Origin of the sequence: Amycolatopsis sp. NPDC059657 (assembly GCF_042734395.1) — a bacterium.
GTDB lineage: Bacteria > Actinomycetota > Actinomycetes > Mycobacteriales > Pseudonocardiaceae > Amycolatopsis.
Genome location: NZ_JBHWEB010000026.1, coordinates 63,306 through 84,170 on the forward strand (window position 1 = coordinate 63,306; position 20,865 = coordinate 84,170).

Below are 20,865 nucleotides of genomic sequence, written 5' to 3' on the forward strand. Positions count from 1 at the left end.
GGCTTCCAAGGTGTGCGATGCGGACTTCGAGCCTGCTTGCCCATGCCGAGGCGATCGCGGTTCCCTGCTCGCTGCGGCTGGCAGCGAGGACCGGGTCGGAGGTGGCCTGCGCTGGACGTCGCATCTGGCGAATCCGCCACTGGGTACAAGCTGCGCTGACGCCGCTCCTGGTAGCGGAATGTACTACAGGGTCGGGACGCGGCGGTCATCCCACTTGATGCCGCCAGCTCGGACCTTCGCCCAACTAAGTTCGCGTATCCCGACCTTGGCCAGAATCTTGAGCGCTCCGGCTGCCTCCTGGCGGGGACGGTGAAACCGGGTCACCAGCAGCGTTCCTCTGGTGGAGTTCCGGCAGTACTGCCAAGCCGGTACCCCGCACTTTGAGCACGCCATGCCAGCGCATGCGTTCCACGCTCGGCGCAGTGCGGCGTCGACGACGGCAGGCTCGCCCGATGCCTTCTTCGTGTCGAGGCCGAAGTACTCCGTCACCGGCCGATGATGGCAGCAATTCTCGCACGGCGCGACCGGTTCCTCTGGATCAACCTGTAGCACACCGCAGAGAGTCCGTGCTGGTCGAGCGGAACGGCATCAAATCCATCGGTAGCGACGAACTCGACGTCAGATCACCATGACGTGTGAACGACACACCGGTGGGACAGCAGGATCTAACGCTGTCCCACCGGCACGCATACGAGGAGCTCAGCTCCGACGTCGGATCGTTCCTCGACGTCGCCGGGCACCTCGGCAACCGGGCGTGATCAGTAGATGATGTCGATCTGGGGCGAGCGGACCGAGCCCGGCCACGGGCACTGCACATCGACACGGCCGTTGCCGTAGATCCACGACGAGTACTGCGTGCTGCCCCATGTGCAAGACACGTGCAGGCGCCAGTGGCTGTTGCCCGTCACGCCGCTGCATGAGCCCCACGCCCAGTTCGTGGTGCCAGAGTCGATGCCGCTGTAACAGGCCCCGACCGCCGCGGACGCGGACGTGGCGTCCCCGGCAAGGGCACTACGGTGTTCGTCACGAAGGCGCGTGGTGATCCAAATCGCGGTCGAAGCTTCCAGCCCACTGGCATAGACAAGCAGCTGGCCGAGGTGCATGTGGTCGCTGGGTTCGAGCTGGTTCTCGATGATCACGACCTTGCCGTCCAGGTCGACGGCGTGGATGTCGAGCCGGAACTCACCGACAGCAACTTCCTGGTCCACGACCTCAAGCGGCAGGCCGATCGCCTCGCTGAGCACCTCGATGTTCTCGGCGAGCCACGGAGTGAAATCCGCGGCCTCGTACTTCCAGACGTCTCGAGGACTGGTCAGTCGCTCCAATCGGCCGAGGCCGCGCGAATCGACATCACCAGAAGCCAAGTTTCTTCCAAGGTCAAAGGTGGGCAAACGACTGCGCCATCGGTGATGAGTCCGACGAAGGGCGACCTGGACGCCTAGGACGCAACCAGGTCAGATAGCGCCGGGACGAGCTCGCACAGGTTCTTGAGCTCAACGCGGTCAGCCACGCTGGACATGAAGTCGCGGATCACGACGGGCTCCTTGCCGAATCGAGCTTCAAACGCTGCTCGCCGCGCCGGCGACGATCGGCCCAGCGCCCACTGCACAGTGGAACTGCTATTGCGCAGGTAGTGGATCGGCCTCTCGCCGACGACGTACAGCTGCGCCCTCCTGTCGCTGACGTCCAGCACCAAACCGACGAGATCGGCCACCAACGTGCGCTGGCGCATTGTGTCGGCGCCCTTCCAGATCGAGACCTTGAACTCAGCGATCCGGTACGTGGTTTCGAGGTCGAACTTACGTTCCGGATCGTTGCCCGACGCCAGCGACGGCCGCCGCACTACCCTCTCTCCGGGGAGCAGGATCTTGGGCAAGGCCTGCAGGATGACCGAGGCGTGGATGAAGTCGTTGACGCGGCCGGCATGGCGCCGTACGAGCAGGGCTGCGTCAAGAAGCTCGGGCGTCAGCACGCCCTCTGCCGCTAGGGCGCCCGCGCGGTTGAAGTCGGCGTCGACGAGCTCGCGTTCGAGCCCATCGATACGAGCTGTCAGGCTCTCCTCTGTCAGGAACTTCACCAACATCGCGAAGGCATGGCCGACCGTGGCCAGGTCGACAAGAGCGTCGCCGTCGTGCACTCGGTCACCTGCCCTCACGTCTGTGGGCGAGACCGCTCGTCCACGTTCGCTCGGCATGGCGCTCGTGGCGAGCCCAAGCCGCCGGAAGATCCGGATGGCCATGTGCGAGATGAACTCGGCGCGTCGAATACCCGTCGCCAGCTCAAGCAGCTGCTTCGGCGGCCACCGCCGGCCAACTACCTCCACCCAATGCTCCATGAGTGGTTCCGGCGTCGACCGTGAGGCCGCCGCAAGTACGTCATCGAGCGAAAGCTGGTAGTCCTCGCCTCCGAGACGAAACTCCGTGGCCGGTACGAGCGGAACTTCGGTCACGGCTTCCGTCCCCTCTTTCAGCCTCGCAGTCCCGGTCCTTGGAAGTCGTCATCGCCGAGCCCTTGTTACGGGACGGGCTGGCCGCCACCCGTTGCCTGATGGCCGGATCTTGTAACTACAGGGAGCAACAGGCGACTTATCACCTACAAGTGCGAGGAGGGCGACATGAGCAGCCAACGCGCATGGATCGGACTAACCGGTGCCTACCTCGTGGTCGCTTGCCTCCAGCCCTACATGGCTGTGTCAACCAGCGCGACGTGGGCTTGGTTTTTGGCCGTCGGCTTCACTGGAGTAGCCGTTGGTTGCGGCATCGTCCTGAGGCGACGACGACCTGAACTCGTCAGCTTTGTCGAGTGTTGATACTGCGGCGGCCGGGACTGGAGTTGGCAGAGCGCTACGCACAGGCACCCGCCATCGCACCGTCAACACACGAACTGATGACTGTATGCCGACAAGCCTTCACCAGCACCTCACGAGATTGGCGAATCACTCGATGACAAGCGCCGACGAACAGACGTCAACCGAAGATCGTCCCGAGCCTGGCGGCGGTCACCAGATCCGGCACTCGGCCGCCCTTGAGCTGCCCAAAGGTGGGCGCATCATCGCCTCAGTAGTGTCCCTGGCGAGCATGGCAGCGGGCGGAGTTGCCGTTTTCGTGACAGAGAACCAAGTCGGCACAGCAGTGCTTTTCGCTGGAGGGCTCTTCGGCGCCATCATCGCATTGGGAGGCCACATTCCGGCCAGCATCAAGATCGGCGATAACGAGATGAAGATGGCGCAAGCAGGCCTGATTAAGGAGGCCGCCAAGAAAGTTGCAGGCGCTTCCCCCGAAGAAGCCAGTGACATCATCGCCAGCGTTGCCGGTAGCGCCGCTTCTCTTCTAACACCGGAGCCTGACAGCGTGCGTCAGCGTGCCATGTCAAGGCATATCGGCAAGCTGCAAGCGCTTAACGAGAACTACGAGCGCCTCGTCTACACGACGGTCAGCAGCTGGGCGTGGGCGAAGGGACTCAGAGTCAACGTGGAAGACTATGGGTTCGGCCTAAGCGTCTCAGGAAATAAGAAAATTGCTATTGATACAACTAGTAAATTTATCGGGAACGCGCTCATTAGTCAGGATATCGCGCGCTTCACCGATAAAGTCCACGCAGCCCAAGGGCAGTTCGACTACTTCATTCTCGTCTCAAATGTCCCTCTGTACCAACAACCGTCCATCATAGGAGGCCAGGATTTGGCTACCGAAATCCAGGGCTCCAACATCCGCTTCATCGTTGCCGAGGACCACGCTGCCATGGTCAAGGAGCTGATCCCCACCCTCGCCGAAATAGAAGCAGGCTGAAGATCTTCATGCGCCGCGTCAAGCGTAAGCACGAACCAAATCTTGTAACTGCTGAAACTTCCGTCACGTCCAGGCAGAGGACAGATGGGCCCGCAGGCCTGCCACTTTACCGGTTCCGTGTAACACCAGCGACCGCCAGCGCGACCGCTATTTCATCAAACCCGACGCAGACTGCCCCGCCCTTCCCATAGAGAAGAGCTTCGCTCGTGACCACTGACCTACCAAATCTCGACGACAAGCCAACGACCAGGCTCTTTATGCTCGAGGAAGTCGAGCGCGACATAGCCGAAGGCAAGCTCTACCCCGGCAAGAGGCTCACGCCAGAGGGCATCGACGCCTGGTCGACTTTCCTTCGCGTGGCCGTCACTGAACAGAATGACGTCTGGTTGGAAGGCAACTTCAACCAACCACAGTACTGGCTTGTGCAGGAGCCGTACGAACGGGCTGGTGTTCAACGGTTCCGTGCCGTCAACCGAAGCGCAGCTGTGCATACGCTGGTTACTGGTGAGTTTCTCCGCTTCTACCTGCGCGGCGTTTGTCGGCGAGCCCTCGAAGAAGGACGTCGACTACGCGTGGTCCGGCTGCGCCCGGTTAGTCAACCGAGGCCAGGGTCTGAAGCCAAGATCGGAAACGAAGTTGACGCCCAGGCTCTTCTCGATGACCTACGACGCAACCCGGGCATCGAAACCTTCCTTCAAATACCCGGTGGGCCGAACTCAGGGCTCGGCGTTGTCATCGTTGACGACTAACCCGCGATGAAGCCGGGCAGTAACCGCCAAGCAACAAGAAGAAACCGCCAAGCAACAAGAAGAAGGCCCTCCGGCGATGAGGCCGAGATCGCTGATCGAGCCGGGTCTCACGAGCTAAATGCAGCCTCACCTGCGCCGCCGCACAAGCAGCACCAGGACATGCCAGGCTCGCTCGCACCGATCTGGCCTGTTCGACCAAACAGCATTCAGAGCGACAGCGCCAACGAGCAGCAACCAGCCGGCGGTGGCCAAGCCTGCGACAGTCCACATCGCGATCAGCTGTCGCGCCGCGGCCGGACGGCCCACCGCAAGTAGAACTTGACGTTTCGGTCAACGTTCCCAGTCAGGGCGACTTGGTAGCGCGGCACGTCCACGAAGTTGGGTTCGTCGTCCGGCTCATCCAGGGGCAGCGAGAGCCCGAACTTGCTGCCAGTCAGGACGTCGATGACTGCCTTGTGGTCGGCGCCTTTGTACCACTCGATATTACCGAGCTGATGCTGTTCGAACCTGGCGGCTCGTCGAACATCAGATGGCCACAACATGGGCAGGGGAAGCGGTCAGTCACGCCGTCAGCGTCCCGCGCACAGGCCCCGGAGCGCCGCAGTCGCTCCGAATCCGTCGTCGCTGGTGAAGTTCGGCCAGGTCATCGGCAGACGGCGCGACCCGTGACCGGTCCGATTTTCGCCAGCTCGACGGGCGGTCTGCGCGACCCGAGCTACGTCCTGCGGGTGATCCGGGAGGTGTGCGGCGGGGACGAGTTGCTCTGGGCGACCGAGCACACCATGCGCAAGACGACGGCGACGGCGCTCGATGACAAGGGCGTGAACACTCGCCTGGTCGCTGATCAACTCGGCCACTCGCGGGTGTCCATGACCCGGGACGTCTACATGGCTCGCAAGTCGGTCAGCCGGGAGGCGGCGGACGCTCTGGAAGACCTGCGGATAACCAGTCCGACCCCAAAGACGGGGATAAACCCAGGGAGATGATCTTGAGGCAGTCGTAGGTCAGGGCGCTGACCAGGCGAAAGAGTGGGGCGCGTGGGACTCGAACCCACAACCTACAGATTAAAAGTCTGCAGCTCTGCCAATTGAGCTAGCGCCCCGATACGTCGAGGATACTGGTTCGGTTCATCTCCGCTCGTGCGGGTCGGATGTCCACTCCTTGGGGGGCGAGATAGGGCACCCCGGGGCATAGCCCCGGGCGGGTTGGCTGCGGCCTGAGCCAGTTCGGCGTCGCCGGTTTTCAAGCCCTCACGTGCGGATCGATCGGCAACGAGAGTCTCGCTTGGGTGGGCCATGGTGTCGGATCCGGTACTGAGTTCGGAGCGGGTTGTGTCGCTGGCAGCAGCCACGCGGGTGCGCTGACCGAGGGCAGTCGTCGCCACCCCAGCGTCGGGTGTCGCTATGACTCATCGCGACCGTGTCCGCATCCCCATGGCGCGGGCGGGGCGTTGAGTAGTTTCACCCGACTTTGTGGATGGTGGATCGCCGCGAGCCGTGTCTGCGTCATAGTGTCATCGGCTGATCACGCTCGGGGAGGGTGCGATGGACGGGTACAGGGTCGTCTTCGACGCGATGGAGGCCGCGTCGAAGACGGCAAGCCGGGCAGCCGTCGGTGTCCGGCCGGTTGATCTGGGCGGCACGCTGGCTGGCGTTTCCGCAGGTCTTGCTGGTGGAACCGCGATCGAGGCAGCACGGTTGCTTGGCGAGATGTGGACTCGCGAGCTCCCCGTATGGGTGAAGAACATGCAGGAGCGCTCCGGGCAGTTGGCCTCAGCTGTGAGCCGGTACCGGGCGAACGAGCAAGAAGCCGCCGCTGACCCGCGCGTGGCCGCCGTGCACAGCGGGCCGAGGCCGATCTGATGGTGACCGGGGCAGATGTACGGAGATGGAACCCAGCGGCGATCGGTGGCGTGGTCGACGCGCTCAACCAGCAGGCGGGACTGTTGATGCGCAAGTTGACAGTTGGTGTCGTCGCGGTTGCTGGGCTGCTGCTAACGGCCGGTTGTTCACGCACAACCCCAGGTAACGCGCAGACCACATCGCCCACGGCGGGGTCATCCTCGAGCGGTCCGGCTGTACCGCAGGTAGCCGACCCGCTCGACACGACCAAGTTCGAGAAGGACCCATGCGGTCTGCTCAGTCCTGACCAAGCACGTGCGCTCGCCAACTTGCTGACTACGCGGTTGGACAGCAAAGCCGCCGGTGGCCCGATCTGCTCATGGCTGGACGAACACCACAACGGCATCAGCTACAGCCTTATCCGCGGTGGCGGTCTGAGTGACGTCTACCGAAACCATCTGCCCAACGATCCCGGATACTTCGAGCCCGGCGAGAGCGCCGCCGGCTATCCCGCGGTTTATGCCTCGATTACGGATGGCCGGCCAAAAGGTGATTGTGTGTTGATGGTGGGTGTCCGGAACGACGTCGTGATGGTTACTGGGTCAATACTTGGTGGCACGTCTCCGGATCAGGAGAATCCGTGTCCGTTGGTGAAGAAGGCGGCAGAAGCGGCGATCGCGACGTTGAAGGCTGGTTTGTAGTGGCCTACAACGCGCAGCAGATCGTGTCGTTGATCAATGGCGGCAAAGCCTCGGGCGGATATATTTTCCGGTAGCCGCAACTCGAGCAAGATGGCCACACTGCATACCGAGCAGCAGAACCAAGCCGCTGCTGACGCCCTGAACAAGCACCGACGGGATCACTGATGCGCACCTTCCTGATCACTGCCGTCGCGGCCGCGGGCCTTACGCTTGCTGGCTGCTCCCACACGACGCCGGGAAATGCGACGACCGCTCCGTCGACGTCCGGTTCGTCCAGCAACGGTCCGGTCGTGCCGCAGGTGACCAACCCGCTCGACACGACCAAGTTCGAGCAGAACCCCTGCGACGTCCTCACCAAGGACCAAGCTCGCGAACTCGCCAACCTGACAACAACCCGGCTGGACGCCAAAGCCCCCGGTGGCGCGATCTGTGGCTGGCAGGACGAAAACCACAACGACGTCAACTTCAGCCTCAACCGGACCGGTGGGCTGGAGACCTTGTATCGAAACCACAGGTCTGACGACCCTGGCTATTTCGAGCCAGTCCCGAGCGTCGCCGGATACCCCGCAGTGTTCGCATCGATTTCAGACGGCCGAGCTGGGGGGACTTGCACATTGAGCGTGGGGGTCAGCAAAGACGTGGCGATGGTTGTCAGCTCGACGTTCTTTGCTTCTTCGCCGAACCGAAGCGATCCGTGTCCGTTGGTGCAGAAGGCGGCTGAAATGGCGATCGCGACGTTGAAGGCTGGCTCGTAGTGGCCAACGCCGCGCAGGAGATCGTGTCGGTGGTCAATGGCAGTGAGATGTATTTGCCGGTAGCCGCGACTCGAGCAAGATGGTCACACTGCGTCACGACATCGCCGATTGTTTGAAGCCGTCGATGTCACGGATGAGCACGGCGATGCTGGTGCCGGTGAGTTCGGCTCGTCGCAGCGCTGCGGTGACCTCCCACCCCCGCCCAATGCGTGGAGGGATCGCCATCACCGCCACCAGAAGTGCGCGAAGCACGTCGGCGACGATGACTGTGCGGCGCGGCCACCGATCGGCCAGCCCGGACAGCAGAGGTCCCGCAAACACGTCGGGCAGGTAGGTCAAGGTGTAGGTCAGCGCGGCCAGACCAGCTGAACAGGTGCGGTGCGGTCGCCACATCTACCGCCACGGCCGTTGTCCTCTGGCTATTGTGTCGGTCCACTCCAGCGGATGGTGTCGGGGAACTCGAGGTGTTTCCGCAGGTGCTGGTCTTCGGTGCGGCTGTGCAGCGGGAAGCTGAATGCTGACCCGTCCGGCCAGGTCAGCGTGCGCTGACGGAAATTGACCTGCGGTGCGTGTGGTCCGTGTCCCTGCCAAACGACCAGTGGCGGCGGCGCGTCGGCCGGGTCGTGGAAGGTTGGTCCGGTGTCCACGAGTGCGATGCGCGTCGGGGAGAACACCAACCAGGGACCCTTCGCGGGCAGAAGTTTGTCGGCCAGGTCGAGCGCCATGGCGTTCGCTGGGCCAGTGAAGCGGACCGCCCGCCGAAACGGGTTGCCGAGTTCGCCACCGCCGTGCGCCAGAGACAGGACGTAGAGCGCTGCGGCGCCGATGCCACGCAGAGTGTTCCAGAAGAACCGCCGAACAAGCCGTTTTTCTTTGACAGTGCCGTCCTGGCGCCTGCCGGGCACGTCAAAGCCCAGATCGTCGTCTCCCAGGCGCAAGACGATGACCGGCTCGTGCCACTGGGCCCGCATCAGCTGCTCGACCCGTTCCCGGAAACCGGGCCGCACCAAGGCCTTGTCTCTGGTGGCCTCGGCGCGCCCCTGCAGCGCGGACATCTTCCGCGCTGTTTGCCAGCCGCGTCCCTCGGGCACCGAGTCGGCTAACTTTCCAGCTTCTTCCTGGTCTTCTCCGGAGTTTGGTCCCCGCCGATCTCGCTCTTGTTGAACCATGGCTCGTCTCCCTCGGGGGTCACGGCGTCCTTGCCTTCTTTGTAGACGGTCTTCCCCACCGCGATACCGGCCTTCACACCCGCCCCGGCGACCAGCGGACCGGCCCCGACGGACGTGCCGAACATCGTGCTGAGCACCCGGTTACTCGGCTGGAAACCCCGCGCGGCCTCGCCGAACCCGAACTTCTTCTCGCCGGGCATCACGCCGACCCGCAGTTTCCTGGTGAACGTTTCCAGCTTCCCGGAGTACTTGACCAGGAACTCCATGAAGCCGTCGAGCAGCTTCCCGAACTTGCCGAGGTAGCGGGTGACCTTCTGCAGGACACTGGCCGCCTTGGCGATGGACGCGGTCATCGCGGCGGCGACCGAGCCGCCGAAGCTGATCACCGACGAGGCCAGCGCCGGCAGCCAGATGGTGATCAACCAGGAGACCAGCTCGGTGATGATCGCCTTGATCACCTCCTCGATGACCACCATGACCATCGACCACATCTGCAGCACCTCGGCCACCGAACCGGCCGCCGAACCGATACCGCGGATACCCGAGGAGAAGTCGCCGAGCGCTTCCTTCGCCGCGTTGCCTGCCTCGTCCACCCACTCGGCCAGCGCGGTGTCGCCGGTCTTCTCGAAGTCCTCGGCGAGCGCGACGAACCCCTGCGCGATCGTCACGAAATTCTCGGAAGCGTGCCCGATGGCCGGGCCGTCCCCGGTGACCTGGTGCAGCGCGTCCTGCAGCGGCTGGACCAGCTCGAGCAGCATGTTCAGCCCGTGGCTGACCAGCCAGCCAATCGGGTCCATGGCGAAGGTGACCATGTCACCGGCCGCGGCACCGACGAACGCCGCTCCGTCGCCGACCAGCGCCGCGCCCGCTGACGCCAGCTCGGCGGGACTGTCCGCCTGGGCCGCCTGCTGGGCGTGCTCGGCGACCTTCTTGCCTGCTTTGTAGATCGTGCCTGCCACCGGCACGTGGCCCATCGCGCGGTCGAGGTTCGCGCTCGTGCTCTCGTCGTAGGCCTGCACGTTCAACGCGTCGGCGATGCTCTTCTTCTCCGTCATGATCCCGGCTTCCCCATCGCGTCGATTTCCGCCTCGTGCTTGCCGAACGCGATCACTCCGGCGTCTTCGATGCCCTGGTACATCTCCGCGGCCTTGGTGAACTTGGTCGAGAACCCGTCAACGCCGTCCTTCAGCGCGGTCAACAGCGAGCGCAGCTCGGCAAGGCGGTCGGTATAGCCCTGCTTGGCGAAGATGCCGACGACTCCCCACGCGTCGTCGCTGACGTCGGCGGCGTCGATCTTGGCGCCGAACTTGTCCGCTTCCTGCTCGTAGAAGGGGAGCTGCCTGGCGTAATCGGAGATCGCGCCGATATTCGCCTGTATTCCGTCTGGCATGGTGTTTGTCCCTCGGAGTCGGAGTGGTCAGCGGCGGAGGACGGAGCCCTGATCGAAGTAGTCATCGTCGGCATCACCGGGCCGACGCCCCGGCCGCGCCGTTTCGTGCGGCGCCTGTGGCTGCGACGCAACGTCCTCCTCAGGGGTTCCGAACGCTTCAGCCTGGGCCTGACGGACCTGCGCGGACATGTCCACGCCGAACGCGTCACCGAACGCGTCATCCACGATGCCGGCCTGCTGCCGAACTGCCGCGGCCACAGCCTGACGCAGCGTGCTCATGATCACCGCGGACAGCTGCCCCGGCTCGAGACGCGTGGCACCCGCGACAAGCCGGATATCGGTGACAGTCCCACCCGCGCCCGCGATCACAGTGACAGTGCCATCCGGTGACGTCACCGACGCCTCGACCTGGGCTATGCGCTCCTGCATGTCACCCACCCCGGCGAACCGGGCCTCAGCCTGGCGCACTTTGGCCTGGAAACCCTCGAACTGGGCGATCAACTGATCCATGTGAGCGGACAACGAGACTCCCCTAACGCGGTATGTTCATGTGTGTTCACATTGCTACAGCTCTGAGCCGTACCGACCGAATTTGGGCGGACCTGATGTCGGACCCGGTACCGAGTTCGGAGCGGTTGTCGCTGGCGGCGACCCCGGCGCGCGACGCTTGCCAAGCAGCGGACGCCAACTCTGACGCCCTGCGTGATTAGTAGATCTGGTCGTCGGTGCAGTCGGTCTGGTCGAAGTCTTCGGCGTCGTCGACCGGTTTACGGCGGGGGCGGCGGGAATGGGCAGCCTTCGTCGATGCCGAAGGCGGAGGTAGTGCCTGCGGCGTGGGTTTGACCTGCGCTGGTGAGTCGACTCCATGCTGGCTGCCTTGAGCGGTGGGGTCGGGTTTGCCGCCGCGCCAGACGCACGGTGACCCGGCGAGAAGGAACACTCCGGCGCCGGGGTGTGCTTTGAGGGTCATTTGGAAGCCGTCGGCGTTGTTCTCCACCCACAGGAACTCGTTGGGCGGGGTGTCGCTGAGGATCCGGAAGTTGTTGGCCAGCCACCATGTTCGCAGGCTGGCGAAATGCGACGATTTCGCCGTTTCTGGTAAGTCGATGAGTTTGTAACTTCGTTCTGCTGTCACGCGGCCCTTCGGCCCGTGGTCGGTCGGGTCACTGCAGTCCCCGGCGAGTTCCTGTGAGTTCAGTTCGAGCTTGGTCGCGGGCAGGACTTTGAGCGCGCGGGTGATGTAGTCGTCGACGCGTTGGTTGGCTTCGTCGATGGTGATGGTCGGCTGCATTCCAGCGTCCTCGCTTCCACAGGAGACGACCATGGCCAGAAGCCCTGTCAGCAGGGCGATTCTCGTCATGTTCGGCACGGTGTTGTCTCCGGCATCAGTGCGTTGGTTTCCCGGCGATGATCAGGCCCAAGTTGTCCAGCGACTGCGACTTCGCGTTCCAGTACTCGCTGTGCGCCTTCTCGCTCATGCCCCCGACTGAGCCGGGCGCTCAACGCGTCGGCTACCGCGCCTATCACAGCCGGGTTCCAGCGGCGTACGTCCGCCCAGGTCACCATCAGACCGGCCTCGGCCCATGCGTCGCGACCACCCGCAGGTCGTAGGCGGCCGCGTCCTCGTTGGACCGGTAGTGCTGGGCCGCCGAGGACAGCTGCGCAGAGTAATCATCCATGTTCTTCGCCCAGGCAGGGATCTCACGGGTCCACATGCTGCTGAGCAGCCGGGCGGCCTCGACCGCCGTTCCGCCGGGAATTCCCTGTGCGACGCCGGTCAGCGTGCCGCCCAGCTCCACCGGCTGGACACCCTCTGCGGCCCTGGCCGCAGCCTTTGCCGCGGGGTCGATCATCTCGATGACGACCTCGTACCCACTCATCGCACCCCTCCCCGAGTGTGATCACTTGATGACACTATGACGCACTCAGAGTGGGCGGCGCTCCCTCTGTCCGGTAAGTCGAGTGAAAGTACTCAGATCCAGGGCAGGCCTCGGCCGCTTCTCCTCTCGACGGACTCGACGCCAATAAGTCTGCAACCTGGCGACGGCCCCACCCAGCGGTCGACGACGAGGACTTCGACCAGGTCGACTAGACCGACAACAATCGCTGCTGGGCGCGGACCGCGGCGGAGGTAAGAACGGCAGCGTTCGTGACCACCAGGGCCCCCATCCGAACACGCTCGGCAACCATCTGCCCGGACGTAGAACAGGTGTTCTCCTGTAATCCGCATGATCCGGGAACCTGTCACATGGCACTGTTCGTCGTAGTACGGTGAAAGCGCTCCGTGAGCGAGGGACCACGGGTGGGATACGGGGAGGGTCACGCAGTCATGCCTGAAACACCATCGGCTCAACCGGGACAACCAGCAGCGCCTGGTCGAGCGGGGTATCTGTCACCGGAAGAGCAAGCCAAGCGCAAAGCTCTGGATGAGCGGGCTGACCAGGGCATGAACATGGGCATGGCCAACGCCTACCGCCGCCAGCAGGAACAGGATGCCGCCGCCAACGCCGCTGCGGCCGGTGGCGGCTACCGGATGGACGCCGACGCCATGCGCGCTATCCTGCCCCGATGGCAGTCCATCGCCGACAAACTCCTCGAACTGTCGAGAAAGGGCGAGCGGCTCCTTACCTTACGTCCTCCCGCTGAGGACGAGGGGAGCACTATGCAGATCAAGGCAGCCAGGGCGCACGCTGAGGCGTATTTGATCAGTGTAAGAGCGCAGCGTAAGTACGCCCAGAATTACGCCGATGCGCTGCAGGCGGCGATCGAGAAGACCGAGCAGCAAAACCAAGCTGCCGCGGATACCCTGAACAAGCACAAGCGGGACCACTGATGCGCATAGCCACACTCGCCGCCATCGCAGGCGTAGGACTACTTCTGGCAGGGTGTTCGAAATCAACGTCGGGCAATGCGACGCCCACGTCGGCTACGTCTGGCCCGTCCAGTAGCAGCGGTCCGCCGGTACCGCAGGTGACCAACCCACTCGATACGACCAAGTTCGAGCAGAACCCCTGCAACCTGCTCAGCCCCGACCAAGCCCGTGCGCTCGCCAACCTGGTGACCACTCGACTGGACAGCAAGGCTCCGGGTGGCCCCATCTGCGGGTGGCAGGACGAGCATCACAACGACGTCAACTTCAGCTTCACTCGTGGTGGCGGGCTCAGCGATGTCTACCGGAATCACAGGCCCGATGATCCTGGGTATTTCGAGCCTGTACCGAGTATTGCCGGGTATCCGGCGGTTTACGGCTCGATTGCGGATAGCCGGGCGGACGGCACCTGCACGTTGATCGTGGGAGTCAGTAACGACGTGGTGATGGTGACGAGCTCAGAGCTTGGTGGCACGTCACCAGACGAGAAGAATCCATGTCCGTTGGTGCAGAAGGCGGCGGAAGCGGCGATCGCGACGTTGAAGGCTGGTGCGTGATGGCTTACAACGCGCAGCAGATCGTGTCGTTGGTCAACGGCGGCAAGGGCCCCGAGGACATGTTCGCCGGTAGCCACGAGTCGACTGAGATGGCCACCCTGCACCGCGACATCGCCGACGAGATGCTCCGGCTGCAAGGTGTTATGGAACAGCACTGGTCCGGCGATGCCGCAGGCAAGGCATACTCCGGCGCCGGTCCGCTCGTTCAGGCGTCACAAGTCAGCGGCGAGCATTTGCAGAATGCCCAGAATCTGTACACCGGGCAGGGAAGTTCGTTCGGTGACCTCAAGCAGAAGGTGGCGGCGGTCGGGAATCTTGGTGACCGGCCGAGCAACGACCTTGTGAGCGACACCCCATTGTCGTTCCTGTCGAACCGCTCGAACGAAATCCAGCAATGGGACCAAAAAGCGCAACAAGTCGTCGACGGCTACGGCCTCTACCACGGCCAGTCCACCGATAATTCCGGCCGATGGCCGCAGCAGTACGGCGAGCTCGGGATGCCGCCCAGCGGCGCGGACATCCAACCCACGACGGACCCCGCAGGGCCTGGACAACCGGGCGGACCAGGCGATACGGGCAAGCACGGCCGCGGCTCGACGGGCACTCCCGTGCCCGGCGGCGGCATCCCTCCCCAGGGCGGCGGCCACTCACCCAACGACGGCGCACCGGGACAGCCCGGGCCTGCTCCGCTGCCGTCTCCACCAGGCCAGCAGACCCCGCCGTCGCAGTCAACCGATACCGCGCCGACGGGCTACCACCCGCCGCACAACCTGGGCGGCTTGCCGCCGGGTATGCCCCCGGTGGGCAGTGAGTACGGCGATACAAGCAGGACGCCAAGCGGTTTCGGGCCGGGTGGCGGAGTGGGATTCGGTCCAGGTAGCGGTTTTGGTCCCGGTTCCGGTTCGGGTACCGGTGGTCCAGGTTCGGGTGCTGGGAATCTCGGCGCGGGGAAAGGATCAGGCGCCGGCGCGTTCGGCGAACCGCATGCGGGAAGCCGCGTGAGCGGCGGTGCCGGTATGCCTGGGCGTGGGGGCGCACCGGGCATGGGCGGCGCCGGAGCGTCGGGCCGCAAGGGCGAAGGTGACGAGGACATCGAACATCAGCGTCCCGCGTACCTGCTGGAAAATGACCCGGACGAGGCACTGGTCGGCGAACTGCCTCGGACCTCGCCGCCGGTCATTGGTCTGTAGGGGTTTGCTGGTGAGAGTCATCAACCGTAAGGTCATCCTGCCTGTTGAATGCCTGGCTTTCGGCGCAGGACTGGCCGGCGTGGCGCTGCCGCCTCTGATCAAACCCGAGCCGGTGTGGCACAACCCTGCCGAGCAGGGCCCGTATCAGCAACGCCAACGAGAAGTGCTTGCCGCGGAAGGGTTTCTTTCGGATAGCTTACTCAGTGACGAGTTCTCGGCGACGGTGTCCGTGCTCGGCCGCGGCAGTCAAGAATTCTCGGCGGTCGTGAACTCCCCGGACCTGGATTACGTGCTCCATGTCTCGGCCAGCGGCATGGACGCGGTCCTTGCCTGCTACGTGCCCTCCAGCGGGCAAGTGCTGCTCCGGCCGGCCAAGGCCGACGCGCTTGCTGAAGAACTCGTCGCCGAGTTCCCCGACGTCGCACCAGGTGCCGGAGTGGCGCTGTCGGTACCGGAAACCGATCTCCGCCAAGCCGTCAACGGCACACCACCACGGCGCGACGTCCGCCGCGTGCTCGACGTAGCCGCACTACCCCGGAACGGCGGCGGCCAGATCTACGCTGGATACCGCGACGGCATACACGGCTACCGCACAAGCGGGAACAACTACTGCACCTTCTACGACACAGACCAAGGCCGCTACCTGTTCTCCTTCACCGAAGAACCAGGCTACGACCGCTACGTCAACGTCGCCCAAGGCCGACGCGAAACAATGATCACCAAGACCAATGAGCTGCTGAACCAGCTACAGCGACGACCAGACCGCGACCTGTAGCCTCACATCCGGGACCTCGGTGCTTCCCCTCCCCCCTCGAAGCGCCGAGGTCCTCTCACAACGGCACGAGCATGCGGTAGCGACGCATAGTCGAGCACCTCTGCCGCTCCTGGAACCAGCATAGATCTCATGCGCCGATCCGCCTCAGACGTTCAAAGACCAGCGCACGCGAGCGCTCCCGGCCCGGGGCATCACCGCAAGCCTTGTCGAACGCGTCGAGGAACTTCCGCGTCTCAGCTGTGTCGTTGGTCCGTATCCCGCCACCGATGACGGTCGACTGGAAGACCTCGTCCGGCACGCCTCCTGCGAAACGCAGCCCTGTGACCGAGCCGTCGAGCATCGGATGGACAGCGGCCCTCACAGGTAGTACCTGAATGCTGATCCAGGGCCGCGTGTCGATCACGTTCACCATGTGCTTGAGCTGTTCACGCAGGACCTCGCGGTCGCCAACGGTGCGCAATAAGGCGCCTTCGCCCACGAGGAACCGAAGACGCCGAGTGGTGTCGTCGAGAACTCGCTGGCGGTCACTCAGGAAGTCCACCCGAACAGCAAGCTCATTCTCGTTCAGCGGATGCGGGTCGATAGAGTGGCAGGCCACCACACGCTCATAGGCCGGAGTCCGGAGCAGTGCGGGGACAAGCTCTCCGCTGGAGCAGAAGATTTCGGCAGAATCCTGTTCCATGTACCCCAGGCGAAGCAGCGTGCCGGGTAAACTCTTGTCCGCGTAACTCCTCCGTGGACGGCGTTGCGCAGCAACCCGAGCGAGGCTCATCAACTTGTCCCGTTTCGCCGGTGTTGCGCCGAGAAATTCCAGTAGTGCCTGGACTTCCAGAGTTTTGAGCATGCGTTCGCCGCGCTCGACCTTGCTGATCTGGCTGGGATCGCACTCGATCACCACGGCCATCTCGCGCTGCTGTTTGCCGGACGCACACCGCAGCAACCGCATCTCCGCGCCAAGCTGCCGCCTGGCCGCTGTTTTCCCGAGCGTCATCGGCCCCATCACCTCCGGCTCATCGCACCTAGCGAATCGGGCATACGACCAGGCCAGCATCGGGCGAGCAGGTTGCGGTATACCGGCTCCAGTGCGCCAAGTACGTTGGCATCGATCGGCGCTTCCGGGTTGTGCATGACCTGGCGCTGAACCTCGAACAGCAGCACGACCTGCCGCCAGTACGGGGCGAGATCGGAGTCGGCGAGATCACCGGGCGTGCAAGAGAACGCGTTGCGACGCAATGCGTCTTCATAGTCTCCCACCAGATGCAGCGTGTTCCAGGTGGTCGTGGACGGCATGGTCGGCATCGCCGGTTGATTAAGATCCGCATGCCGCAAGGGACGCCGAACTCCACCGGCACCGAGGAATGCGGAGGTAACGTGATGGGTGTACGTACCGAGCTCGAAACCGACAGCCCTCGCGGCGAATTCGTGCGCCAGCGTGCACACGAACACATCCATCGGCAACTCGTCGGCGATATCAGCTACGCGGACGACGCAAGCACAGTCCACCTTCTCGGCGCGGCGCAGCAATTGCAGTGCGATCAGTCGAGGTTGCCTGCCACCCGTGGCATCGTCGGAGACACTGGTCGCGGGGATCACCGCGACCGTCGTCGACGCATCGCGCCTGAGACGTTCCAGCGCGTCGTCGAACATCCGGCACATCTCGTAGTTGTCCCACCAAGCAGGCATCGGGCTCAGCTGCCCCACGCGGTAGTAGGCAAGCACGCGAGGATCGTTTTGTGCCCAGAGAAACCCTAACGCCTCAGCGAAGCACGCCGCGGGGTTGACCGGGTGACGCAGGGAGAACCCAAACCGGTCCCAAGGACGGGAAAGCCGGAAACTGACCGCACATCCTTCACCCCGCTGTTTCCAGTCCTGGGCAGCCGCCAAGACGTGCACCTGATGAAACGACTCGAACACCGGCAGTTGAGGCAATGGTAACGTTTTCACGCGTGCTCCTCAGGAGGACAGGAAAATGTGACCTCGTCCAGGGCCAGCATGTCGACGCCGTAGTGACGGTAGGCCTCCATGACCGACAATGGACTGTGCTGTTCTGCCCCAAACCCGAGAACTGACACGGTCTCGAAGACGGATCCGGCCTCAGGCCCTTCAACGCTTAGCCAGGTGTGTCCGCCGGGCATCTCATCGACGCTCAACAGTGCCCGGCCCAGCTGGTAAACGGTACCGAACCAGTCCAAGCGAGTCCTTGGCTCGTGTCCTAAATGAGCAAGGATCCGCAGCACGTCGTCGCCCGAAGATACCGCGACCTTGACTTCAGACTGGCCTCCGACCTTCCATGTCTCGACAGCTGTCACCGACAGAACACACTCTTCGGATGCGCCACTAGTCAGCGACACCCATTGCCGCATTTCGCGCGAACCATCGTCTTGACCCAATGCCTTGTCTGAAGGAATGAAAAACCACTCCGTGCACATCCGCCTTCGATGAACAAGTCGACCTCCGGCAAGCTGGATCGACCGAGAAACCTCCTCCGCGCGCACATCGAGTACTTTTGTGTGAAATTTCTTGGGAGACATCGCACTGCTCCAATCCTTACTCGACCGACGTGGCCGCATTTGCCGATTGTCAGCGGTCCAAGGCGGTGGCACGGGACACCTAGAGCAATGGTGGCCGACAGGCCCGGTTACGGCGTGCGTTGATCCGCATATGCACAAATGCGTTCGACGCATACAGAACGACGCCAACCGGGTGCACAATGACGGGTTCGCTTGAAAGGTATGCAATTCCACGGTAGGACGGGTGACATGAACCGGTCGGCAGACGGGCGCCGATGCCGTTGTGGCACCCGCTTGGCCCGCGATAACGCGGGGACACTGTGCAGCGCCTGCACCAAGGCGGCCCGCCAGCGACTCGCAAGCCCACCTGCCGTGCCAGCCGAGTTCTGGCAGGACCGAGCAGTGCGCGACGCACTCGAAAATTGGCACATGGGCGAGATCATCCGGGCCTTCCGCTTGCACCCGTGGCACGGCGAACCGATCCACCAAGCCACTGCTGCGGCCTGGCTCGGTGTTACACAGACGCAGCTCAGCCGGATTGAGAACGGGCAGGCTGTCAGCGATCTGACCAAGCTCACTCAATGGGCTTTGATACTCGAAGTGCCTGCTGAACTTCTATGGTTCAAGCTGCCCGGCACGACAGTCCTCGCCCACGAGACGAGGGTTGAATCGATGCCCGACGTGTTGCACCGGCTAGCAGGCTCCGCCGCGGACGAGTCGTTGAGCTTTGCCGAACAGGCGACCGAGCTCATGACCGGAGACGAACAGGTCGATCACCTACGCTGGGAACTGAGCCGCATCGCCGTGGACTATGTGCACGCGCCACTCTCCAGCATCTTCCGGGATCTGGTTGAGACTCGCGACGAGCTATTCGGCTTATTGGCGCATCGTCAGCGACCGCAGCGCTCAAGGAATCTGTACTTTCTCGGCGGCTTGTCCTGCCTACTATTGGCCCACGCCTCTCAGAACGTCGGCAACCAGCGAGCAGCTTTAGTGCAGCTTCGGACCGCTTGGACATGCGCCGAGGTCGCCAACGACGACGCGCTGCGCGCCTGGTCGCGCGGCACCGCGGCGTTGGTCAACGAGTGGACCTCGCACCAGGGCACTGCGGTCGAGCTCGCAACCGAGGGTGCGCGGTTCCGCTCGTCCCGCCAGTCACGTATCCGACTGGCAGCCATCGAAGCACGTGCTGCCGCCCGGATGGGGGATCGCAAAGTCTCACTTGATGCGATCGCTCAGATCCAGGCCGCTCGGGGCGGCCCAAGCGACCAAGACGACGTCACGGCGTTCGGCGGCTTGCTGAGCTTTCCCGAGGCGAAGGGGCAGTACTACCTCGGCAGTACGTTCGGTTTACTGGGTGAGCACGAGAAGGCGGAGCAGTATGCCCAGTCGGCAATCGCGGCGTACGAGACCGGACCGCCGGCCGAGCGTTCCTATGGCGACGAAGCGCTCGCCCGGCTGGACATAGTGAACTCACGTATTGCTCGTGGCGACTTCGACGGAGCAACCGCGGCCATCACACCGGTGCTCGAACTCCCCGCTGAACGGCGCATTCGCCAGCTCCACACCGCCGTCAATCGAACGTCCGGGCTGCTCGAGCAGTCGCGTGCACCAGGCGCTACGGCGTTGCTCGGTCAGCTTGCCGAATACCAGAGGACAGGAGTCTCGGCGTTACCATCGTCGTGATGACGACGACGATCGAGGACGCTGTCCTCCAGGAGGCGGCACGAAAAGCTGGCCTCAACGCGGTTGATGTGGAGCGGCTCAGACAGCACGCCAATACGATCTTTCTGCTTCGGAGCGAAGGCGTTGTCGCCAGGCTGGTGCAAGATCCGACCAAGGAACCTGCCGCTCAGCGAGCGGTCGCGATCACCAGGTGGCTCGTTGGACAGGGGTTTCCCGCAACAGAGCCTGCCTCGGTTGAGCAGCCGGTGCGCTATGCAGACTGGGTGGTGACCTTCTGGAAGTACTACCCGCAGGAACGCTGGCCAGAGCCACCGGTCTGGCAACTCGGCGCGTTGCTACGCCGGTTGCACGCGTTGCCGGCGCCGCCGATCCAAGCGCCGGCCGCGCGTCCGCTCAGCAGCTTTCTGGTGAGTGTCGAGAACAGCACCTTCTTGGACGATGCGAACCGGGAGTGGCTTCTTTGGCGGCGAAGCGAGCTGCTCAGCGCATACGACGAGCTTGACTTCCCTCTTGGCCACGGCTTCCTTCACGGTGATGCCTACCCTGGCAATCTCTTGTGGGACGGCGATCAAGTCCTGCTCGGGGATTGGGACGAGGTCGCTTTTGGACCGCGGGAACTGGATCTGGCGAACACCTACCAAGGCGTTCGGTTCGGCCGAACATCGGAAGAACTGGCCGCATTCGCGGACGCCTACGGCTACGACATCGGATCCTGGACGGGATTGCCAGTGCTGCGATCGCTCAGGGACCTACACACACTTGGCGCATACATCCGACTTGCCGACACAGGAAACAAGCAGGTCGTCGAGCAGCTCCAGCATCGAATAGCGACGCTGCGGGCTGGAGACGACGGAGCGTCGTGGCTGGCTCGATAGATAGAAGAGG

The 20,865-nt window shown here is 63.6% G+C and carries 26 protein-coding genes and 1 tRNA gene; 13 read left to right on the forward strand and 14 right to left on the reverse strand.

The features are described 5' to 3' along the window. Nucleotides 1-183: 183 nt before the first annotated feature. Complete coding sequence (locus tag ACFV15_RS16890) at nucleotides 184-489, reverse strand: hypothetical protein (RefSeq protein ID WP_378351375.1); 306 nt, start codon at nucleotides 487-489, stop codon at nucleotides 184-186. 146 nt (nucleotides 490-635) lie between these two features. Here ACFV15_RS16890 and ACFV15_RS16895 point away from each other — a divergent pair, with 146 nt between their 5' ends. Further along, the gene (locus ACFV15_RS16895) at nucleotides 636-758 is read left to right on the forward strand and encodes a hypothetical protein (protein ID WP_378351376.1); all 123 of its coding nucleotides are present in this window, start codon (nucleotides 636-638) and stop codon (nucleotides 756-758) included. On the opposite strand, the gene ACFV15_RS16900 is transcribed toward ACFV15_RS16895, so the two are convergent. Then, entirely contained in the window at nucleotides 759-1,391 is a 633-nt protein-coding gene (locus tag ACFV15_RS16900) for a hypothetical protein (protein ID WP_378351377.1), read from the reverse strand. A gap of 47 nt (nucleotides 1,392-1,438) precedes the next feature. After that, on the reverse strand, nucleotides 1,439-2,449 hold the full coding sequence (locus ACFV15_RS16905) for a hypothetical protein (protein ID WP_378351378.1): 1,011 nt from the start codon (nucleotides 2,447-2,449) through the stop codon (nucleotides 1,439-1,441). Nucleotides 2,450-2,942: 493 nt separating this feature from the next. Here ACFV15_RS16905 and ACFV15_RS16910 point away from each other — a divergent pair, with 493 nt between their 5' ends. The 3 genes from ACFV15_RS16910 (at nucleotide 2,943) to ACFV15_RS16920 (ending at nucleotide 5,523) form a co-directional block, all read left to right on the forward strand. Further along, entirely contained in the window at nucleotides 2,943-3,788 is an 846-nt protein-coding gene (locus tag ACFV15_RS16910) for a hypothetical protein (RefSeq protein WP_378351379.1), read from the forward strand. Nucleotides 3,789-3,994: 206 nt separating this feature from the next. Next, a complete protein-coding gene (locus tag ACFV15_RS16915; RefSeq protein WP_378351380.1) occupies nucleotides 3,995-4,537 on the forward strand; it encodes a hypothetical protein in 543 nt (180 codons plus the stop codon). Nucleotides 4,538-5,202: 665 nt separating this feature from the next. Then, a complete protein-coding gene (locus ACFV15_RS16920) occupies nucleotides 5,203-5,523 on the forward strand; it encodes a tyrosine-type recombinase/integrase (RefSeq protein WP_378351381.1) in 321 nt (106 codons plus the stop codon). A 43-nt stretch (nucleotides 5,524-5,566) separates the two neighbouring features. Here the strand turns inward: ACFV15_RS16920 and ACFV15_RS16925 are convergent. Continuing rightward, nucleotides 5,567-5,639: transfer RNA gene (locus ACFV15_RS16925), tRNA-Lys, on the reverse strand. 442 nt (nucleotides 5,640-6,081) lie between these two features. Here ACFV15_RS16925 and ACFV15_RS16930 point away from each other — a divergent pair. The 3 genes from ACFV15_RS16930 (at nucleotide 6,082) to ACFV15_RS16940 (ending at nucleotide 7,834) form a co-directional block, all read left to right on the forward strand. Further along, nucleotides 6,082-6,399: a hypothetical protein gene (locus ACFV15_RS16930; RefSeq protein ID WP_378351382.1), complete on the forward strand. Its 318-nt coding sequence runs from the start codon at nucleotides 6,082-6,084 to the stop codon at nucleotides 6,397-6,399. Nucleotides 6,400-6,449: 50 nt separating this feature from the next. Next, nucleotides 6,450-7,079, forward strand: a complete 630-nt coding sequence (locus tag ACFV15_RS16935; RefSeq protein WP_378351383.1) for a DUF3558 domain-containing protein — start codon at nucleotides 6,450-6,452, stop codon at nucleotides 7,077-7,079. A 164-nt stretch (nucleotides 7,080-7,243) separates the two neighbouring features. After that, entirely contained in the window at nucleotides 7,244-7,834 is a 591-nt protein-coding gene (locus tag ACFV15_RS16940) for a DUF3558 domain-containing protein (RefSeq protein WP_378351384.1), read from the forward strand. A gap of 93 nt (nucleotides 7,835-7,927) precedes the next feature. Here ACFV15_RS16940 and ACFV15_RS16945 read toward each other — a convergent pair whose 3' ends face one another. From ACFV15_RS16945 to ACFV15_RS16975, 7 genes are all read right to left on the reverse strand, one after another. After that, nucleotides 7,928-8,227: a hypothetical protein gene (locus ACFV15_RS16945; protein WP_378351385.1), complete on the reverse strand. Its 300-nt coding sequence runs from the start codon at nucleotides 8,225-8,227 to the stop codon at nucleotides 7,928-7,930. A 26-nt stretch (nucleotides 8,228-8,253) separates the two neighbouring features. Continuing rightward, nucleotides 8,254-8,889, reverse strand: a complete 636-nt coding sequence (locus ACFV15_RS16950) for a hypothetical protein (protein ID WP_378351386.1) — start codon at nucleotides 8,887-8,889, stop codon at nucleotides 8,254-8,256. A 44-nt stretch (nucleotides 8,890-8,933) separates the two neighbouring features. Continuing rightward, nucleotides 8,934-10,058, reverse strand: coding sequence for a hypothetical protein (locus tag ACFV15_RS16955; RefSeq protein WP_378351387.1), 1,125 nt, complete (start codon nucleotides 10,056-10,058; stop codon nucleotides 8,934-8,936). Further along, on the reverse strand, nucleotides 10,055-10,393 hold the full coding sequence (locus tag ACFV15_RS16960; RefSeq protein ID WP_378351388.1) for a hypothetical protein: 339 nt from the start codon (nucleotides 10,391-10,393) through the stop codon (nucleotides 10,055-10,057). The genes ACFV15_RS16955 and ACFV15_RS16960 overlap by 4 nt, the downstream gene beginning before the upstream one ends. Before the next feature lie 27 nt (nucleotides 10,394-10,420). After that, a complete protein-coding gene (locus tag ACFV15_RS16965) occupies nucleotides 10,421-10,915 on the reverse strand; it encodes a YbaB/EbfC family nucleoid-associated protein (RefSeq protein ID WP_378351389.1) in 495 nt (164 codons plus the stop codon). A 184-nt stretch (nucleotides 10,916-11,099) separates the two neighbouring features. Beyond that, complete coding sequence (locus ACFV15_RS16970) at nucleotides 11,100-11,762, reverse strand: hypothetical protein (RefSeq protein WP_378351390.1); 663 nt, start codon at nucleotides 11,760-11,762, stop codon at nucleotides 11,100-11,102. A 196-nt stretch (nucleotides 11,763-11,958) separates the two neighbouring features. Further along, nucleotides 11,959-12,273, reverse strand: a complete 315-nt coding sequence (locus tag ACFV15_RS16975; protein WP_378351391.1) for a hypothetical protein — start codon at nucleotides 12,271-12,273, stop codon at nucleotides 11,959-11,961. A gap of 449 nt (nucleotides 12,274-12,722) precedes the next feature. Between ACFV15_RS16975 and ACFV15_RS16980 the strand changes: the two genes are divergently transcribed. The 4 genes from ACFV15_RS16980 to ACFV15_RS16995 are packed head-to-tail and all read left to right on the forward strand — an operon-like array spanning nucleotide 12,723 to nucleotide 15,784. Beyond that, on the forward strand, nucleotides 12,723-13,226 hold the full coding sequence (locus ACFV15_RS16980) for a hypothetical protein (protein ID WP_378351392.1): 504 nt from the start codon (nucleotides 12,723-12,725) through the stop codon (nucleotides 13,224-13,226). Further along, the gene (locus tag ACFV15_RS16985) at nucleotides 13,226-13,819 is read left to right on the forward strand and encodes a DUF3558 domain-containing protein (protein WP_378351393.1); all 594 of its coding nucleotides are present in this window, start codon (nucleotides 13,226-13,228) and stop codon (nucleotides 13,817-13,819) included. The genes ACFV15_RS16980 and ACFV15_RS16985 overlap by 1 nt, the downstream gene beginning before the upstream one ends. Next, nucleotides 13,759-15,009: a hypothetical protein gene (locus ACFV15_RS16990; RefSeq protein WP_378351394.1), complete on the forward strand. Its 1,251-nt coding sequence runs from the start codon at nucleotides 13,759-13,761 to the stop codon at nucleotides 15,007-15,009. The genes ACFV15_RS16985 and ACFV15_RS16990 overlap by 61 nt, the downstream gene beginning before the upstream one ends. A 10-nt stretch (nucleotides 15,010-15,019) precedes the next feature. Next, nucleotides 15,020-15,784, forward strand: coding sequence for an ESX secretion-associated protein EspG (locus ACFV15_RS16995; RefSeq protein WP_378351395.1), 765 nt, complete (start codon nucleotides 15,020-15,022; stop codon nucleotides 15,782-15,784). A gap of 127 nt (nucleotides 15,785-15,911) precedes the next feature. On the opposite strand, the gene ACFV15_RS17000 is transcribed toward ACFV15_RS16995, so the two are convergent. The 3 genes from ACFV15_RS17000 to ACFV15_RS17010 are packed head-to-tail and all read right to left on the reverse strand — an operon-like array spanning nucleotide 15,912 to nucleotide 18,315. Continuing rightward, on the reverse strand, nucleotides 15,912-16,775 hold the full coding sequence (locus tag ACFV15_RS17000; protein ID WP_378351396.1) for a helix-turn-helix domain-containing protein: 864 nt from the start codon (nucleotides 16,773-16,775) through the stop codon (nucleotides 15,912-15,914). An 8-nt stretch (nucleotides 16,776-16,783) separates the two neighbouring features. Continuing rightward, nucleotides 16,784-17,728, reverse strand: a complete 945-nt coding sequence (locus ACFV15_RS17005; protein ID WP_378351397.1) for a hypothetical protein — start codon at nucleotides 17,726-17,728, stop codon at nucleotides 16,784-16,786. Then, complete coding sequence (locus tag ACFV15_RS17010) at nucleotides 17,725-18,315, reverse strand: hypothetical protein (protein WP_378351398.1); 591 nt, start codon at nucleotides 18,313-18,315, stop codon at nucleotides 17,725-17,727. Before ACFV15_RS17010 ends, ACFV15_RS17005 begins: the two co-directional genes overlap by 4 nt. A gap of 408 nt (nucleotides 18,316-18,723) precedes the next feature. Here ACFV15_RS17010 and ACFV15_RS17015 point away from each other — a divergent pair, with 408 nt between their 5' ends. Next, the gene (locus tag ACFV15_RS17015) at nucleotides 18,724-19,980 is read left to right on the forward strand and encodes a hypothetical protein (RefSeq protein ID WP_378351399.1); all 1,257 of its coding nucleotides are present in this window, start codon (nucleotides 18,724-18,726) and stop codon (nucleotides 19,978-19,980) included. Further along, a complete protein-coding gene (locus ACFV15_RS17020) occupies nucleotides 19,980-20,855 on the forward strand; it encodes a phosphotransferase family protein (RefSeq protein WP_378351400.1) in 876 nt (291 codons plus the stop codon). Before ACFV15_RS17015 ends, ACFV15_RS17020 begins: the two co-directional genes overlap by 1 nt. The last annotated feature ends 10 nt before the right edge of the window (nucleotides 20,856-20,865 follow it).

Coding starts and splice junctions, on each gene's coding strand:
- ACFV15_RS16910 (WP_378351379.1), top strand. CDS start 2,943: ATGACAAGCGCCGACGAACAGACGTCAACCGAAGATCGTCCCGAGCCT.
- ACFV15_RS16930 (WP_378351382.1), top strand. CDS start 6,082: ATGGACGGGTACAGGGTCGTCTTCGACGCGATGGAGGCCGCGTCGAAG.
- ACFV15_RS16940 (WP_378351384.1), top strand. CDS start 7,244: ATGCGCACCTTCCTGATCACTGCCGTCGCGGCCGCGGGCCTTACGCTT.
- ACFV15_RS16945 (WP_378351385.1), bottom strand. CDS start 8,227: ATGTGGCGACCGCACCGCACCTGTTCAGCTGGTCTGGCCGCGCTGACC.
- ACFV15_RS16950 (WP_378351386.1), bottom strand. CDS start 8,889: ATGTCCGCGCTGCAGGGGCGCGCCGAGGCCACCAGAGACAAGGCCTTG.
- ACFV15_RS16955 (WP_378351387.1), bottom strand. CDS start 10,058: ATGACGGAGAAGAAGAGCATCGCCGACGCGTTGAACGTGCAGGCCTAC.
- ACFV15_RS16960 (WP_378351388.1), bottom strand. CDS start 10,393: ATGCCAGACGGAATACAGGCGAATATCGGCGCGATCTCCGATTACGCC.
- ACFV15_RS16975 (WP_378351391.1), bottom strand. CDS start 12,273: ATGAGTGGGTACGAGGTCGTCATCGAGATGATCGACCCCGCGGCAAAG.
- ACFV15_RS16980 (WP_378351392.1), top strand. CDS start 12,723: ATGCCTGAAACACCATCGGCTCAACCGGGACAACCAGCAGCGCCTGGT.
- ACFV15_RS16985 (WP_378351393.1), top strand. CDS start 13,226: ATGCGCATAGCCACACTCGCCGCCATCGCAGGCGTAGGACTACTTCTG.
- ACFV15_RS16990 (WP_378351394.1), top strand. CDS start 13,759: ATGTCCGTTGGTGCAGAAGGCGGCGGAAGCGGCGATCGCGACGTTGAA.
- ACFV15_RS17000 (WP_378351396.1), bottom strand. CDS start 16,775: ATGACGCTCGGGAAAACAGCGGCCAGGCGGCAGCTTGGCGCGGAGATG.
- ACFV15_RS17010 (WP_378351398.1), bottom strand. CDS start 18,315: ATGTCTCCCAAGAAATTTCACACAAAAGTACTCGATGTGCGCGCGGAG.
- ACFV15_RS17015 (WP_378351399.1), top strand. CDS start 18,724: ATGGGCGAGATCATCCGGGCCTTCCGCTTGCACCCGTGGCACGGCGAA.
- ACFV15_RS17020 (WP_378351400.1), top strand. CDS start 19,980: ATGACGACGACGATCGAGGACGCTGTCCTCCAGGAGGCGGCACGAAAA.